Genomic DNA, 16,019 nt, shown 5'->3' with positions numbered 1-16,019 from the left:
TTGGCCGGCGTTCCGGAAAACGTCCGCGTCGTGGCATCGAACGACAGCCAGGCCGGCAAGGAGCCGCCGTCTTCGCGCGTCGCGGCGAAAGTCAGGGCATCGCCCGCGTCGACGTCGGAGAAGGTATCGGGCGGCAGGGTCAGGGCAAACGCTTCTCCTTGCGTCGCTCGCTGACCGGCCAGGGTGAAGCCGACCTCCGGAGCGTCATTGACGTTGGCCACGTTCAAGGTCATCGAGGTCGTCGCCGCGGCGCCAGCCAGATCGGTCGCCGTCAAGCGCAGCCGCCAGTCTCCGACGTCGCCGTTGGCGGGCGTTCCGCTGAAACGCCCGGCACGCGCATCGAACGCGAGCCACGACGGCAAAGGGTCGCCGTTCTCCAGATGGGCGCTCAGGGTCAGAGCGTCGCCGGGATCGACGTCGCGGAAGACGTTGGCCGGCAAGGTGAACTCGAAAGGCGAATCTTCGCTGGCGCGCAGGGCTTCCGGCGCGCTGTCGACCACCGGCGCATCGTTGCTGTTGAGGACGGTGACGGCGAACACGTCGGCCGCCGCGCCGCCGTCGGGTTCCGTCGCGCTCACCCGAATCTCGAGGCTCCCGATGTCCGAGTTGTCGGGCGTACCCGAAAACCGCCGCGCGGCCGGATCGAAATGCAGCCAGCCGGGCAGACCCTCCCCGTTGGCCAGCGTGGCGGTCAGCGCCAGCGGTCCGCTCGGGGTGTCGTCGCGGAATTCGTTTTCGGGCAGCACGTAAACGAATGCGCTGTCCTCGACCGCCACCTGGTCGGCGGCGGCGGTCACCAGCAGCGGTGGCGCCGACGCCTCGTCGATGCCGAGCGAAAAGGTGTCGATGGCGCTCGCCCCGTGGCCGTCTGTCGCGGTCAGCCGGATTTCGGTCGGTGCGCGCTGGCCCTCGGGAACTTCTCCGCTGAAGGTCAGCGTCGCGGCGTCGAACTGAATCCAGGCCGGCAACGGGCTGCCGTTTTCCAGCGATGCCGAATACGTCAGCGCGTCGCCATCCGTATCGACGAAGGTATCCCGCGGCAAGGGGAAGCTGAACTCCTGCTTCTGCCGGTAGACCTGGTCGACCACGGGGTTGGCCAAGCGCGGCGCATGGTTGCCCGGCGCCAGGGTTACCGACAAGGCGAATTCGTCCACCGCCGTGCCGCCCAGTCCGTCGCTGGCGACGACGCGAATCGTATAGTTTCCGATCTCGTCGGCGCCCGGTGTCCCGCTCAGGACGCCGCTCGTCGAGTCGAACGCGAGCCACGACGGCAAGGGTGAACCGTTGGCCAGCGTCGCGGCGTAGGCCAGCGTCTGACCGGGATCGAGCGCCAGGAAGGCGTTTGCCGTGGCAAGAGAAAGCGCGCGGTCTTCCTCGACGGTCAGGTCGGCCAGCGGGACGCGCAGGATGGGCGCATCGTATTCGTTGACAACGGTGATCCGAAGGGTTTGCACATCCGAGACCCAGCGACCGGATTCGCCATCGGGCTCCTCGGAGCGAAGGTTGCGGAAGGAGTCATAGACATGGATCGGCAAGTCGTGCGTCCCGACCGAAAAATTCCCCGGACGCAGACGAATCTGCCGGGTGGCCGAATCGAACGTGGCCCACACGTCATCGTTACCCGTCAACGGGTTGTAAGACCTCAATTCGGCGTCGCTCAGCCGGACTGCGTCGCCGTCGGGATCGGAAACGGCATCGGCGGGCAGTCGAATCGTCGTTTCCTGATCCTCTCGCACGACGATTGCGGGGTAGCCGAGCTCGGGCGGCCGGTTGGCGATCACCTCCTCGACGACGAACGACGACCCGCCCCGGCCATCGTCCGCGATGACGTGGAAGGCGGCTCGGCGCGGCGGCGCGCCCGTGCCCACGTAACGCAGTGAATTCGTTGCCGCGTCGTAACGCCACTGCAGGCGATCCTCCGGATTGGCCGCGACCACCGAAAAGCTCAGATCGTCGCCATCGACGTCGTGGAAATCAGGAAGCTTCACCGCGATGTCGTCAGCCATCGAAACGACCAGGTTCTCCAGCCCGGCCTGGCTCCACTGCCAAAGGCCCCGCCATACCTGCCCGCCGACCGGCCCGGAGCCGGGCACCGGCAGATGATTGACGCCGGCCGGATCGACGACCAGCGACACTTCGGTACTGGCTTGCAGACCGAGCCGGTCGGTCGCCGTCAGACGGAAAGTCCAGGCGCCGATATCCCAGTAGTCGAGTCCACCCTGCTTGCTCGCGTCGCCTGGCGTCAGCCCGCTATAGGCGAACCTCGTCCCCGGGGCGTTGGTGTTCACGACGGATTCCAGCGTCCACGCGCCGTCGGGCTCGACCAAGCGGAAAGACGAGGTGGCGTGCTCGGGGCGCGAAACGACCGACATCGAGTACGTCAGATCGTCACCCTTGTCCGGATCGACGAACAGGTCGGCCGGCAGAGCGATGCGCGCCAGATCGCCTTCCTCGAGCGTCGTCAGCGGCAGCGAATGAGTCGCCACCGGGGCATCATTGACATTGCCGACCACGATGTCGAAGTCTTGTTTCGAGACCGCACCGTGGGCGTCGGTGGCCGAGATTCTCACCGTCGTCACGCCGACCGAAGCGGCCGGCGTGTGGCCGACGAGACGCCGCGCGGTCGCGTCCCACGCCAGCCAGTCCGGCAGCGGACGGCCGTCGGCCAGGCGAACCGCGGTCGAGAACGCGTCGCCCTCGGCATCGACGAAGAGGTCCGCGGGCAGCGCGAGGTCGATCGGCTGCCCCTGCCAGAGAACGACGTCGCTCACCAGGCGATGGACGCGCGGCGCGTCGTTGGTGTCGGCCACCGTGAGGTCGAAAACGTCGGTCGCCACGCGGCCGTGGCGGTCCCTGGCGGCAACGGCGATGCTCCACACACCGACGTCGTTGCGGCCCGCAACGCCTGAAAAACTGGCCGTCGCCGGATTGAAGACCAGCCAGCGCGGCAAGGCGTCGCCGTTGGCCAGGCTGGCCGACAAGCTCAGGTAGTCGCCGACATCGGCGTCGCCGAAGGTCGTCGCGGGAACGGCGAGCGCCAGCCTCTCGCCTTGCGACACGGTAAGGTCCGCCAGCGCTTCGGCGACCACCGGCGAGGTGTCGTTCGGGTTGCGAACCGTCAGCTCGAAACTGGTCGAAACGGACGCGTTGGCGCTGTCGCTGGCGGTCAAGCGGATGGCCAGTGTCCCGACGTCGCCGTCACGCGGCTGACCGCTGAAGGTCCAGGAGGCCGCATCGAAGCGCAGCCAGGTCGGCAGCGGATCGCCGTCGAGTTGCGTCGCCGTCGGCAGCAGACGGTCGCCGGCGTCGGCGTCGGCGAACACGGCCGCTGTGCCGAGGACGAAGCGGCCGCCGACATCGGCCACCTGATGTCCGGGAGCCGCCACGACCAGCGGCAGCGTGTTGACCGACGCCATCGCCCGTGCCGTCACCTCGCTTTCGTCCCACTGCGTTCCGTCGGCGAAGCGGATCGTCGCCAGCGCCCCGGCTGCCGTCCAGTAGCCTTGCACCGTCAAGCGATCCGGCGAATCGCGCAGGGACAGCACGAGATCGTCGCCCGTGCGCCGCAGCAGCAGATCGGTCGGAGCGATCCCGGCGGCGAATTCGAGCGCGTCGGCCGCGGACGAGGAATCGCCGTCGCTGATCCGATCGTGTCCGTGCCCTCTTCCGAAACGGTAGGTATCGGCGCCCGCGCCGCCGATCAGGACATCGTTGCCACCCTGGCCGTCGAGCACATCGTCGCCTTCGCCGCCGCGCAGCGTATTCGCCCCGGCGTTGCCGGTGAGCGCGTTGTTTCCGGCGTTGCCCGAGGCATCGAGATCGTGCTCGCCGACCAGCGCCAGATCCTCGACCTCGGCGGGAAGCTCGAAACTTGCTGACGCCAGAACGCGGTCGTGCCCTTCGCCGGCCGATTCGTCGATCCGGTCCGCCGCCTCGTCGACCCGGTAGAGGTCGTCGCCAGCACCACCCTGCAGCACGTCCGCGGCAGCGCCGCCGTCGAGCGTGTCGTCGCCGGCGAAGCCGCGCAACAGGTTTTGGCCGGCGTTGCCGAGCAGGACATTGTCGCCGCCGTCGCCGGCGGCGTTGAGGTTCGCCGTTCCCAGGAGTTCGACGTTTTCGAGCTGGCTGTCCGCCGCAAGGGCGTAGCTCAGCGACGAACGCACCGTATCGACTCCTTCACCGGCCCGTTCGACGATCGTATCGGCCGCGTCGTCGACGACGAAAATATCATTACCGCGGCCGCCGATCAGCGTGTCGGCGGCGCCGCCGCCATCGAGCAGGTCGTCGCCGTCGCCGCCGTCGAGACGATTGACGCCGCTGGTGCCGACGAGCCGGTTGTCCCGGGCATTGCCGGTCAGCGCGACCGCTGCGCTGCCGAGAGCCTCAAAATTCTCGATCTCGCCCGCGAGGACGACGTTTTCCGTCACCGCCATGCGGATCGTATCGCTGCCGCCGTCGGCCAGCTCGATCACCGTGTCGGCATCGTCTACTTCATAGACATCGTCGCCATCGCTGCCGATCAGCACGTCCGCACCGAAACCGCCAGCCAGGCGGTCGTCGCCGCGGCCACCGATCAGTTCGTCGTCGGCATCGCCGCCGGTGATCCGGTCGTCGCCGTCGCCGCCGTCGAGGCGAAGCGGGAAAGCCCTGACCAGCGCCGCTGGCGACAAGCGATCGTCCGCCGCCGTGCCGGCCTGCGTCGATGCCCGGCGCGACATTTCGGCCGCGTCCCACAAGGCACCGTCCGCGAAACGCATCTGCAACACCGGCTGGGTCGCCGGATCGTCGAACCAGCCGCTCAAGCGCATCGACTCGGCGGCGCCGGCGACCACCAGGTCGGCTCCCTCCCGGCGCAACGCCATCGACGAGGGCGACAGCCCGGTGCCGAGGAGCAGCGTGTCCAGCCGCGCGCCGCGCGCCAACACCTGCTCGCCCGCGCCGGCGTTCAACGCGACGTCGCGCTTCCGCTCGCTCCAGGTGAGCGGGTCGATCACCGTCCCGTCGGCGAAGCGCAGGCGATCGATCCCGAAGCCCGGCTGATCGTAGGCGACGATCGTCACGCGATCTTCGCCGCCGGCGACGTCGAGCACCAACTGCCCATCGACGACCCGGTGCGTCACGTCGGCCAGCGCGATCCCCGCTCCGAAGTGCAGCGTATCGACCTCTTTGATGTCGGCGCCGAAATCCGCCAGCAGATCCTGCCCGCCGCCGCGTTCGAAGCGATAGACGTCGCCGCCGTCGCCGCCGACCAGCAAGTCGTTGCCCGCGCCGCCGAACAGCCGGTCGCTGCCGCTCCCCCCGGCCAGCGTGTCGTCGCCGTCGTCCCCCGACAGAATGTCGAGACCGGCGCCGCCTTCGAGGCGGTCGTTGCCGTTGCCGCCGGACAACGCGTCGTCGCCTTCGGCGCCGAACAGACTGTCGTTGCCGCCCAGGCCGGAAAGGTGGTCGCCGGCGTCGCTGCCCGACAGCCGATCGTCACTCTCGCTTGCCGGTTGCAGTCGGGCGGCGACATCGGCCGACGTCCACCGCGTGCCGTCGGCAAAGCGGATTTCCTTCAGCGCCAGCCGGCTGCCGACCTCGCCATTTCCGGGCAGCCAGCCGTTTTCGAGCCAGATCTCGCTGCCCGGAAGCGTTGTCCCGAGCAGCAGAGACGACCGCGATGCGGGGGACAAGCGGATCGTGATCTCTTCCGGACGGATGCCCGGGCCGAATTCGATGGCATCGTCGACACTCGACTCCCCGAGGCCGAGAATCCTGTCCGAACCGAAACCCTCGTCGAAGCGATAGAGGTCGGCACCGGCGTCACCGCGCAGGGCGTCGTTGCCGGAACCGCCGTCGAGAACGTCGTCGCCGCTGCCGCCGGCGAGCTGATCGTTGCCGCCGTTACCTTCGACCCGGTCGTTGCCGCTCCCGCCGTCGAGGACGTCGTTGCCACTGCCGCCGGACAGACGGTCATCGCCGGCGCCCGCGTGCACCGCGTCGTCGCCCCGGCCGGCGTCGATCGTCTCCGCTGCCGCACGCCCGATCAAAGCGTCATTGCCGTCCGACGGCCTGGTGCGCAACCATTGCTCGAAAACGTCGCCGCCGCCGATCGTCGTTCCGTCGCCAAAAACGAATCGGCTGGCGACGCGGGGTCCGCTTTCCGGGTCCACCCGGATCAGGAAGCCGTCCAGCCTGGCCGTGGACCCCTCGAGGCGGATCGACATCCTCCCATGCCTTGCCGACAAGCTGTCGATGACGATCTCGACGTCGTCGGGCGTCACGTCGTCGGCGAAGCGAACCGTCGCTGGCGCCCGGTGCAACATTCCGGAATCGTCGGCATTTTCATAGAAGCTGTCGCTGCCGGAAGCAAAGCCGAAAACGAGCGTGTCGTTGTCGTCTGCAAAATGATAGCTGTCGTTGCCCTGGCCGCCGTCGAGCAGGTCGGCGCCGGCTCCTCCGGCGAGAAAATCCGAACCCGCACCGCCGATCAGCACATCGTCCCCCATCCCGCCGTGCAGCGTATCGTCGCCACCCTGGCCGTAGAGGCGGTCGTCGAACGGACTGGCTTCGCTCTCGCTGATCACGTCGGCGCCGTCGCCGCCGATCGTGACGCCCGCCGGCGGCTCGCCCAGATCGAGTTGGCTGCCGTCGGACAGGCGAACGATCGTCGGCCGACGGCTCGACGACGCCCAGCCGCGCAGGCGCAGCGAATCATCGCTGCCATTCAGGCGAATGAGCAGATCGCTGGCTTCCACCGCGATCCGGAGATCGCCGGCGTGGACGCCGGCCGACAGTTGGATCACGTCCCGCTCGTCGCCGCCGATCAGCAGGTCGGCACCGCTGCCGTAGCCGAAAACGACGCTGTCCGCCGACCGATCCGGGGTGCCGCCCGAGCCGCCTTCCCCCGCGTCGAGCCGGTCGTTGCCGGCACCGCCATCGAGGACGTCGCTGCCAGGGCCGCCGGCAAGGCTGTCGTTACCGTCGCCACCGCGCAGGTCGTCGTCGCCGATTCCGCCGCCCAGGCTGTCGTTGCCGGGGCCACCAAGCAGTCCGTCCTCACCTTCGCCGCCGTCGAGCGCGTCGTCGCCTTGCCGGCCGTCGAGCGTGTCGTCGCCACCCAGGCCGGACAGTTGGTCGTTGCCAGCCTCACCGGTCAGCACGTCGTCCCGGAAATCGCCGACCGCGGGGTTGCGCGGAACCGCTTTGGCCAGCACCTCGGCATTCGTCCACACGCTGCCGTCGGCAAAGTGCAATTCGAGTTGTCGACCGAGCGGCCCCGACCGGAACCAGGAGTCGACGATCAAGGCATCGGAAGTGTCCCGGATCGAGACGCGCAGGTTGCCCGAATCACTCTCCAGGAGCACCTCGTCGGGGCGCAGATCGCCGCTCAGTTCGATCAGCAGCCGTGCCGGGGTTGCCGCTCCAGGCAACCAGGTCACCTGATCCACCGCCGACCCGCGGCCGAAGCGGATGGTGTTGGTCCCGCCCGCCACCTGGTAGAGATCGTTATCGGCGCCGCCGTCGAGCAGATCGTCGCCGGCGCCGGCGCGCAGGGTGTCGTTGCCGGCGCCGCCGAACAGCCGGTCATGACCGGCCTCGCCGTCAAGCGTGTCGCCACCGGCGCCACCATGGATCGTGTCGTCGCCATCGCCACCAGCAAGCTGGTCGCTTCCTTCGCCGCCGTCCAGCAGATCGTCACCCGAACCGGCGCGCAAAATGTCGTTCCCGTCGCCGCCATCGAGCACATCGTTGCCCGGTCCGCCGGCCAGCCGGTCGTCGCCCGCCTGAGCGGCAAGCACGTCCGCAGCCTCGCTGCCGAGCAGAACGTCGTTGCCAGCGGAGACAAACTGTTCCGGCCGGCGGGCGTGGGCCAGGATTTCGGCCCGGGACCAGATCGTGCCGTCGGAAAAGACGATGCCTGCCGCACCGCCGATTCCGGAAAGCTCGTCGCCGGAAGCGGGAATCCGCAGCACCAGCGGGTGGGCGATGCCATCCAGTGCGCCGCCGATCAGTTCCACCTCCGCCGGTTGCGCGCGGACACGGAGCACGTAGTTCGCCGAAGTGACGTGGCCATTGAGCACGACATCTCGACCACTGCCTGGCCCGAAGACGACGGTGCCGGCTTCATGGACCTGATAGGCGTCGTCGCCGGCGCCGCCGTCCAGGATCCCGTCGCCTTCCAGCCTGTCGTCTCCGGCGCCTCCGGAAAGATAGCCACGTCCGACAAGGCTGTCGTTCCCGTCCCCTCCGAAGAGAAGGTTGTCCCCGTCGGCGTCGCGCAGCGTATCGTTGCCCGAATCCCCGAAAATCAGGTCGAGGCCTTCGCCGCCTTCGAGGCTGTCCCGCCCGCCGCCACCGTGAATTCGATCGGTGCCTCCTTCGCCCCGAATCTCGTCCGGCCCGCGCGTCCCGCTGATGTCGTCCGCGACGGCGCTGCCGGTGATCGATCTCTCGAAATAAGCCGGCAAGTCGTCGGCCGTGACGACCACGCCGTCGGCCGACTCGATCCGCTCGATGCGGGTTCCCGGATCGAGATACACGGCGCCGGGACCAAAGTCGATCCTCGTCTGTCCGACATGCCCGGGGAATGTCCCTGCCGAGACGATCACGTTTTCGGCCGACAGCCCCTCGCCGAGAACGATGCGATTGCTGCCTTCGCTGTCGTCGATCAGGTCGTAACCGCTGCCGGCGTCGATCAGATAGCTGTCGTTGCCCGCGCCACCGGCCATCCGGTCGAAGGAATAGCCGACGAAATCCCACCCCTGATCGAATCGCCACTCGGAGTCGCGGTCCGCGGCGTCCGATTCCCCGCTGCTCAGCGTGTCGTCGCCGCCGCCGCCGAAAAGACGGTCACTGCCGGTGCCGCCATCGAGCCGATCGTCGCCGTCGCCGCCGTACAGTTCATCGTAGCCGGCCAGTCCGAAGATCTCGTCGGCCCGGCCGGAACCGATGATGATCTCGCCGGCGTTCGTCCCCGGCGACACCCGCAGGCGCGCCTCGACATCCTCGGCTCCCCACACCGTGCCATCGGCAAATTCGAAGCGTTCGACGCGATACTTCTCGCCATCCGGCGAGTGGTCGAAAAATCCCCGGACGCGCAGCCGATCGGTGCCGCCGCCGAATTCGACGATCAGGTCGGGCGACTCGGCACGAACGATGACGTCGGCCGGCGACAGACCTTCACCGAACAGGACGGTATCGACGTTTCCTGCCCGGGAGTCTTCATCCCGGATGGTCAGCGTTCCGTACCCCGGCCGGAACACGTAGCGGTCGTCGCCGGCGCCGCCGGCGGCCTCGTCGCCGCCGCCCAGGCCATCGAGAATCTCCGCGCGCGGCGACCCGACGAGGTGGTCCGGGCCGCTGCTCGGCAGCGGCATGGCATAGGTCGCGAAATCTCTGCCGCTCCACACCGTTCCGTCGGCGAATTCGACGTGTTCGAGCACCGGTTTCACCACCGCGCCGCCCCAGGGCTCGCGAAAGCTCGCCGGTATGTGCAGGCGGTCGCCGCTGCCATGGCGCTGCAAAAGGATTTCGCCGGTACTCTCGTCGGCGAAGATCTGCCAGTCTTCCGGCCGCATGCCGGCCCCGAAACGGAGCGTGTCGGTGCCCGCCGCATCGCTTATCCGGTCGGCGCCGTCGCCGGCCTGGAACAGATAGACATCGTCGCCGGCGCCGCCGTCGAGCGCATCGTTGCCCGGCCCGCCCGCGAGTTCGTCGTTGCCGTCCCCGGCCTGCAGTTCGTCGTCGCCGGCCAGCGCGTGCAGCACGTCATCCGCCTCGCTGCCCACCAGGTAGTCGGCGCTGTCGCTCGGCTGCGCCGCCAGCCGCGCAAGGTCGTCGGCCAGCCATTCGCCGCCGTCGGCAAAGCGCACCGCCGCCAGCCGGTTGGCTTCGGAACGGTAAGCTCCGGCAACCGTGAGACGGCCGCCATCGGGCAGGAACAGGAAGAGATCGCTGGCGTTGCGCGTCACCCGCACGTCGTCCGGCCCGATCCCGGCCGCCAGTTCGAGAACATCGTGATCGTCGGCGCCGCCATCGTCGATCCGGTCGGCACCGTCGCCCGGCGCGTAGCGGTAACTGTCGTCGCCGCTGCCGCCGGCCAGCAGATCGTCGCCGGCCCCGCCATCGAGCGTGTCGTCGCCCGCCAGACCATACAGTTCATCGTTGCCGCCCAGACCGGACAGCGCCTCGCCAGCCGCCGTTCCGGCGAGGAAGTCGGCCCCTTCGCCGGCCGCCGCCGGTGTCGCGGCCAGGCTTTCGAGGTCGGCGGCGCTCCAGGTCGTTCCGTCGGCGAAGTCGACGGCTTCGATCGTCGGACCGTCGGCGCCGTACCAGCCGGTAATCGTCAGTCGTTCGCCGCTGTCGCGCAGGATCAGTAGCAGATCGTTTTCCGTGCGCGTGACGGCGAGGTCCGAGGGGGCGATTCCGGCGCCCAGACGGATGCGGTCGATGCCGCTGGCGCCGCTGTCGAACAGCGTATCCCGCCCATCGCCGCGCGCGAACTCGTAGGTATCGCTGCCGTCGCCGCCGTCGAGCGCGTCGTCGCCGCCGCGCCCGGCCAGCGTGTCGTCGGCGGCCGTTCCCGACAGCACGTCGTCGCCGGCGCCCCCGATCAGCGCGCTCCGGCGGACGTCGTCGACCGTCCACTCGGCGACGATGGCGTAATTTTCGGTAAAGATGAATCGCTCGATGACCGCCGTCTCGTCAACAAAGAAATTGGCAATCGTCAGCGTGTCGTCGGCGTCGACGATTTCGAGGCGCAGGTCGTCGCCCTGGCGCCGAAAGCGCACCTGCTCCGGACGCAGCGATTCGAGCCAGACCCGATCGCTGTTGCCGATTTCGTTGTATTCATGAACCGTATCGTTGCCGGAACCACGCCGGAAGACGTAGGTATCGTTGCCGTCGCCGCCGTGGAAGTGGTCGCGGTCGGCGCGAAAGCCGCCGTCGATCCAGTCGTCGCCGGCGCCGCCGAAAATTTCGTCGTCGTCGGCAAACAGCCGGCCGGCGTCCTCGCCGTAAAGCTCGTCGCCCGCCCAGGGGGCGTCGTAGTCGTAAGCGCCGAACAACTGGTCGCTGCCGCGGTCGGCGACGATCCGGTCGTTGCCGAACAGTCCCCACACCGTGTCCGGGCCATCGCCATCGGTCAAGGGATCGTCGGAGCCGTCGGTGCCGAAGAACAACCTGGGCTCGGGCTCGACGAAGCTCGCCGCGGCCGCCAGTTCGTCGGCGCTCCACACCGTTCCGTCGGCGAAAGCGAGCTGTTCGATTCCCTGCCCGCCGCCATCGAGCTGGCCCGGCAGGAGCACTTCGCCGCCGTCGGCAAAGCTCAGACGCAGATCGTGGTAGTCGCGGGTGATGTCGAATCCGCCGGCCACCAGGCCGGCGCCAAGCTGCAGGACGTCGTGCTCGCCGTCAGCGGCCAGGCCCTCGCGAATCCGGTCGATACCGTCGCCGGGCTGGTAGCGGTAGGTGTCGCTGCCGGTGCCACCGATGAGTTCGTCGTTGCCGGGGCCGCCGCTGATCCGGTCGTCGACGCTGGTGCCGCGCACGGCGTCGTCGCCGTCGCTGCCGGCGAGATCGAAGCCGCGCGCCAGGAGTTGCTCATACGTCAGGACCGTGCCGTCGGCGAATTCGAAACGGTCGATCGGCGGCTGGTCGAGGAGATACTCGGGATCGACGCCGGCGAGGTGGACGCCGCTGGCCGGGTCGTCGCCGACCTGGAGGATCAGCGAGCCGAGCCGCAGCACGATGTCGGCCGGGCGGATGCAGGCGCCAAAGCGCAGGGTGTTGGCGGCCAGAAAGCCGGACGCTTTGCTGGTCTCGATGATGAGGTCGAAGCCGTCGCCGAGACTGTAGAGAAAAGTGTTGCCGCCGCCGCCGCTGACGACGCGGTCGTCGCCGCGGCCACCCGAGACGACCGTGCCGCCGTCGGGCGCCTCGAGGGTGTCGTCGCCCAGGCCGCCGATCGCCGAGACCTCGCCCGCCCCGGAACGATACCAGGAGCCCGCGGCCCGGCGGCCCAGCAGTTCGCGATAGTCCAGGCGCTCGCCATCGGCGAACTCATAGGTCGCCACCGTGCCGTCGACGCCGCCCTGGACCAGGATCTGGTCGCCGCCGCCGGCGTCGATCACGAGATAGGAACTGTCGTCGCCGACGCGCAGATTGATCCGGTCGAGCGTCGCGCCGCCGAAGACGACCGTGTTGCGGCCCGCCGAGTCGTCGACGGTCTCGCTCTGGCCCAGCGCATTCAACGGGCTGTCGCCGTTGGCGAAGAGGAAGCGGTCGTCGCCGGCACCGCCGTCGAGGAAATCCGTACCGCCGCCCCCGGTGAGGCTGTCCTGGCCTTCGCCACCGACCAGCTTGTCGTCGCCGCTACCGCCGGCGAGACGGTCGTCGCCAGCTTCGCCGTCGAGGGCGTCGTTACCGCTGCCGCCCAGGAGTTCGTCATCCTCGCCGCCACCCCATAGCCTATCGTCGCCGGCGCCGCCGTCGACGACATCCTGACCATGGTATTCGCCAGGGGTTTTGGCGTCGTCGCCGCCGAGGAGGTCGTTACCGTCGCCGCCGATCAGGATATCGTCGCCGCCGTTACCCCAGAGCTTGTCATCGCCTTTCCCGCCATCGAGGAAGTCGTCTCCGTGCCAGCGGCCGGAGGCGTCGCCGTCCGGATCCTCGGGATCGGCGACGCTGTCGCCCGACAGAATGTCGTTCCCCTCGCCGCCGACGAGTTCGTCGTCGCCACTATCGCCAAAGCCGACGTCGTCGCCGGCACCGCCGTCGAGCAGGTCGCTACCGGCATTGCCGAACAGCCAGTCGTCGCCGGTACCGCCAAAGAGCAGGTCGTTTTCTCCCGCTTCGACGAAATAGTTGGCGCTCTCGAACGCCGCGTCGTAGTAGGTGATGCCCGCCTTTTCCTTGATCTGACGGGTCACGGTCCACGCGCCCAGGGCGAAGCCGCTGCCACCGTCTCCCCACAGGTGGTCGTTCCCGGCTCCCCCGAGCAGCACGTCTTCTCCGGCGCCTCCGAACAGAACGTCATCCTCGTCGCCGCCGTCGAGGGTGTCGTCGCCCGTTTCGTCGGCACGGCCATCGCCGACCAGGAAGTCCCGGCCGCCCCCGCCGACCAGGAAATCGGCGCCGCTACCGCCCCAGGCGCGATCGTCGCCGTCTTCGAGCAGGAGGAAATCGTCGTCGTTTGCCGAGAACACCACGTCGTTCCCGGCGCCGGCATAAACCCTGTCGCTTCCTGATCCAGCCCCGACTTGATAGCCATTCGCCTTGATCTCATACGAGTAAACCGTACCGCTGCCTGTGGCTTCCGCTTTCTCGCTAATCGCCCACTCGCGCCAGGGCTCGTAGGACCAAAGATTTCCGTCACTCCAGATCCAGTCGTCGCCGCCACCGGAGGCGATAAGGTCATCATCGCCTCCGGTGGCGATGGCGTCGTTGCCCGCGCCAGTGAACACCTGGTCGTTGCCGCCTTCGGTATCGACCATGTCGCCCGTTTCGCCCGAGCCGCTCTGGGTGGCGCCGGTGCGAATGAACTCGGCGGCTTCGCCTGGGGCATCGCCGTAGAGGATGTCGTCGCCACCCGCGCCATAGAGGTCGTCGGCTCCTTCGTTGCCTTGCAGGATGTCGTTGTCCGGCCCTCCACCGAGGTAGTCGCGGCCGCTCCCTCCCTTGGCCTGAACACGACCGCTTCCCAGCACGGTCTCCAAATCGTCATCCCCTTCGCCGAGTTCGACGATGTCGTCGCCACCACGCTTGCGAACGACGAGATCGTCACCGCCGGCAGTGGCGATGAAATCGGCCTCGAAGCTGTCGTACAGCGTGTCGGGGCGTTCGGGCGCCGGGCGTGCCGGATCGGTCTGGAGATTGCCCAGATAGTCGTAGCGCACCTGAACGCCGTCGGTTCCCGGATCGAAGTCGATCGGCTCGAGATCGCCGACGAGCGTCTGGGTGGCGGGGGGCATCTCGGGGGGTTCGGGTTCGTCTTCGGCGTCGAGGGTGAGCGTGAGTTCGGCGTGCTCGGCGTGCGTCGGCTGACCTTCGGCGTCGACGAGCTGCGCTTTCAGGCTGAGCGCTTGATCGCCATCGACGTCGTCTGCCGCCCACAGGGCGAAAGCGGTCTGCCGCTCGCCGGCGGCGACGGTCAGTTCGAACCGACCATCGCCGCCCAGGTCGATCACCTTGCCGTCGGCGAGGACGGTGAAGGCTTCCGTGCTGCCGCCGGCGAGCGTCAGCTTGACCTTCTGCCCTTCGTCGCCGGCGGCGTAGGGCAGATACAGCGTGAAACTGCTCGCCCGGCCTTCGCGCGTCTCGCCACTCGCCACCGCGTCGGGGTCGGGGGCGGCGCCGGGGGCGAAGGGGTTACTCTTTTCGGGGGTGAGGATGAGGGTTTGGGCCATCTGCCGAATGTCGGCCTGTACCCGTTGATAGTCCTCGGCGACTTCGGCCGCCTGCGCCTCGCTGGAGAGGAAGCGGAGGGCCGTTTCGGCGAGATCCTGGAGTAATGAGAGAAAGCTGTCTGTCGCGCCCTTCCTGTCCTCGTAGCTCCGTCCAGCCTCCAGTTGCAACGACCAGTCGCCACCGGGCTGATCGAGAAAGTCGGGGTGGATCGCGGCGATCGCCTGGGCCAGGTCGGCCCGGCTGAAGTGCTTGATTTCCGAGGTGATCTTGTCTTGCAGCTCTTGGCTTCCTCGCGCACTGTCCAGCAGGGAGAACTGGTAGGCACGGATGGCCTCGGCCAGCACGGTGGCTTTTTGTCGTGCCGAGAGCGCCGCGTAATCCGGCGCGCGGGTGATTTGCTTGGCCATCGACAGGAGCCCGGCTTCGACCCATGCCCCGCCCGCCGCCAACACGATCGCCTGGGCAGAGGTGTAGGCGTCGTCGCCTGACAAATAGGCGCGAATTTTGTCGAGTGCTTCGCGATCGGACGGTTCCTTGAGGATCTTGTCGGCTTCCGGAATCTGGCCGGACAGCAGTTCGGTCTGCAGGCGCAGCGCCATGTCGTCCTGGCTGGTGACTTCCGCGGGCGCCGTCGGCGTGCCAGTAAAGCCAAAGGTCCGCCCCAGCCAGTTGAAGGCGGAAGCGAGCGTGCTGCCGATCTGGCCGACCGTCTGCACGATCGCGGCCCCGAGCATGGCGCCCACCGTCAGACTCAAGCCCACCTTGTTGAAGACCACCGCCTTGCCGAGCCAGCCGATGTTGAGTTGGCTGAGGACGCCGTAGGTGACGTCGCTCATCTTGCCGGCCCGGTGCTGCGCTTCGAAGGCGGCTTGCACGACGGCGTCGAGGTCGTTCGGATTGGACAGGAGATTGGCGCCAGAAAGGCCGGCAATCAGGCGAAACAGGGCTTCGGGGCCGGAGAGCTTTTCGTCGTTGAGGAAGTGGCCGAAGGCGCCCGCCAGTTGCACGGCGCCCGGAACGTCGAGCAGGAAAGGCGATGTCCTGGTTTCGTCCCGATTGGCGACGGTCAGCCGGCGTTCATTGACTGCTGTTCCCGCCAACTGACTGGCCGCGGCGTCAAGGTGGGTGTAGAACGCGGTTTCGATACGGTGGGCATCGACAACGTCCAACGGAAGACCGACCGATTCGCCCGCCAAGTACTTCCAGTCAAGATAGACGATGTCGCCGTCGGCGCCAAGATGCCCGCCGCCCAGCCGGGGAACCAGGTCGTTGGCTACGACGTAATGGGTGGCGGAACCGATACCGGCAAGAACTGTTTCGTCATATCCCCCATTGGCCGAAAGGCCCCACTTCGCGCCAAGCCCATTGAATGTCGTGAGGGTCACCGTCGATTTGTCAAACCGGCCCGGCTCCTCATCTTCGCCTAGTGACGCCGATTCTCGCCTGACGTACTCATACGCCGCATACTGCGCCAAGGCACCGCCAAGGGATTGGCCGGTGAAATGGAGGTGGCTGATGTTTGCAAGCTCAGCCAGCGTGCCGAACACTCCCTTGTCTGTAGGAGAAAGATCCTGCTTGAGCGACTCCCATTGACTCCAGCCCGTGCTCTGGCTGTTCGTTACCCAGTC

The 16,019-nt window shown here is 68.0% G+C and carries 1 protein-coding gene; it reads right to left on the bottom strand.

Translation table 11 applies throughout. From position 1 onward, the window contains the following. The coding region (locus Q1M07_RS05705; protein ID WP_300451935.1) for a putative Ig domain-containing protein at window positions 1–16,019 on the bottom strand (16,019 nt) is incomplete at both ends.

Origin of the sequence: Accumulibacter sp. (genome assembly GCF_029255285.1) — a bacterium.
Classification (GTDB): domain Bacteria; phylum Pseudomonadota; class Gammaproteobacteria; order Burkholderiales; family Rhodocyclaceae; genus Accumulibacter.
Note: the sequence above shows the minus strand (reverse complement) of the source record. Positions and strands in the feature narration are given on the sequence as shown.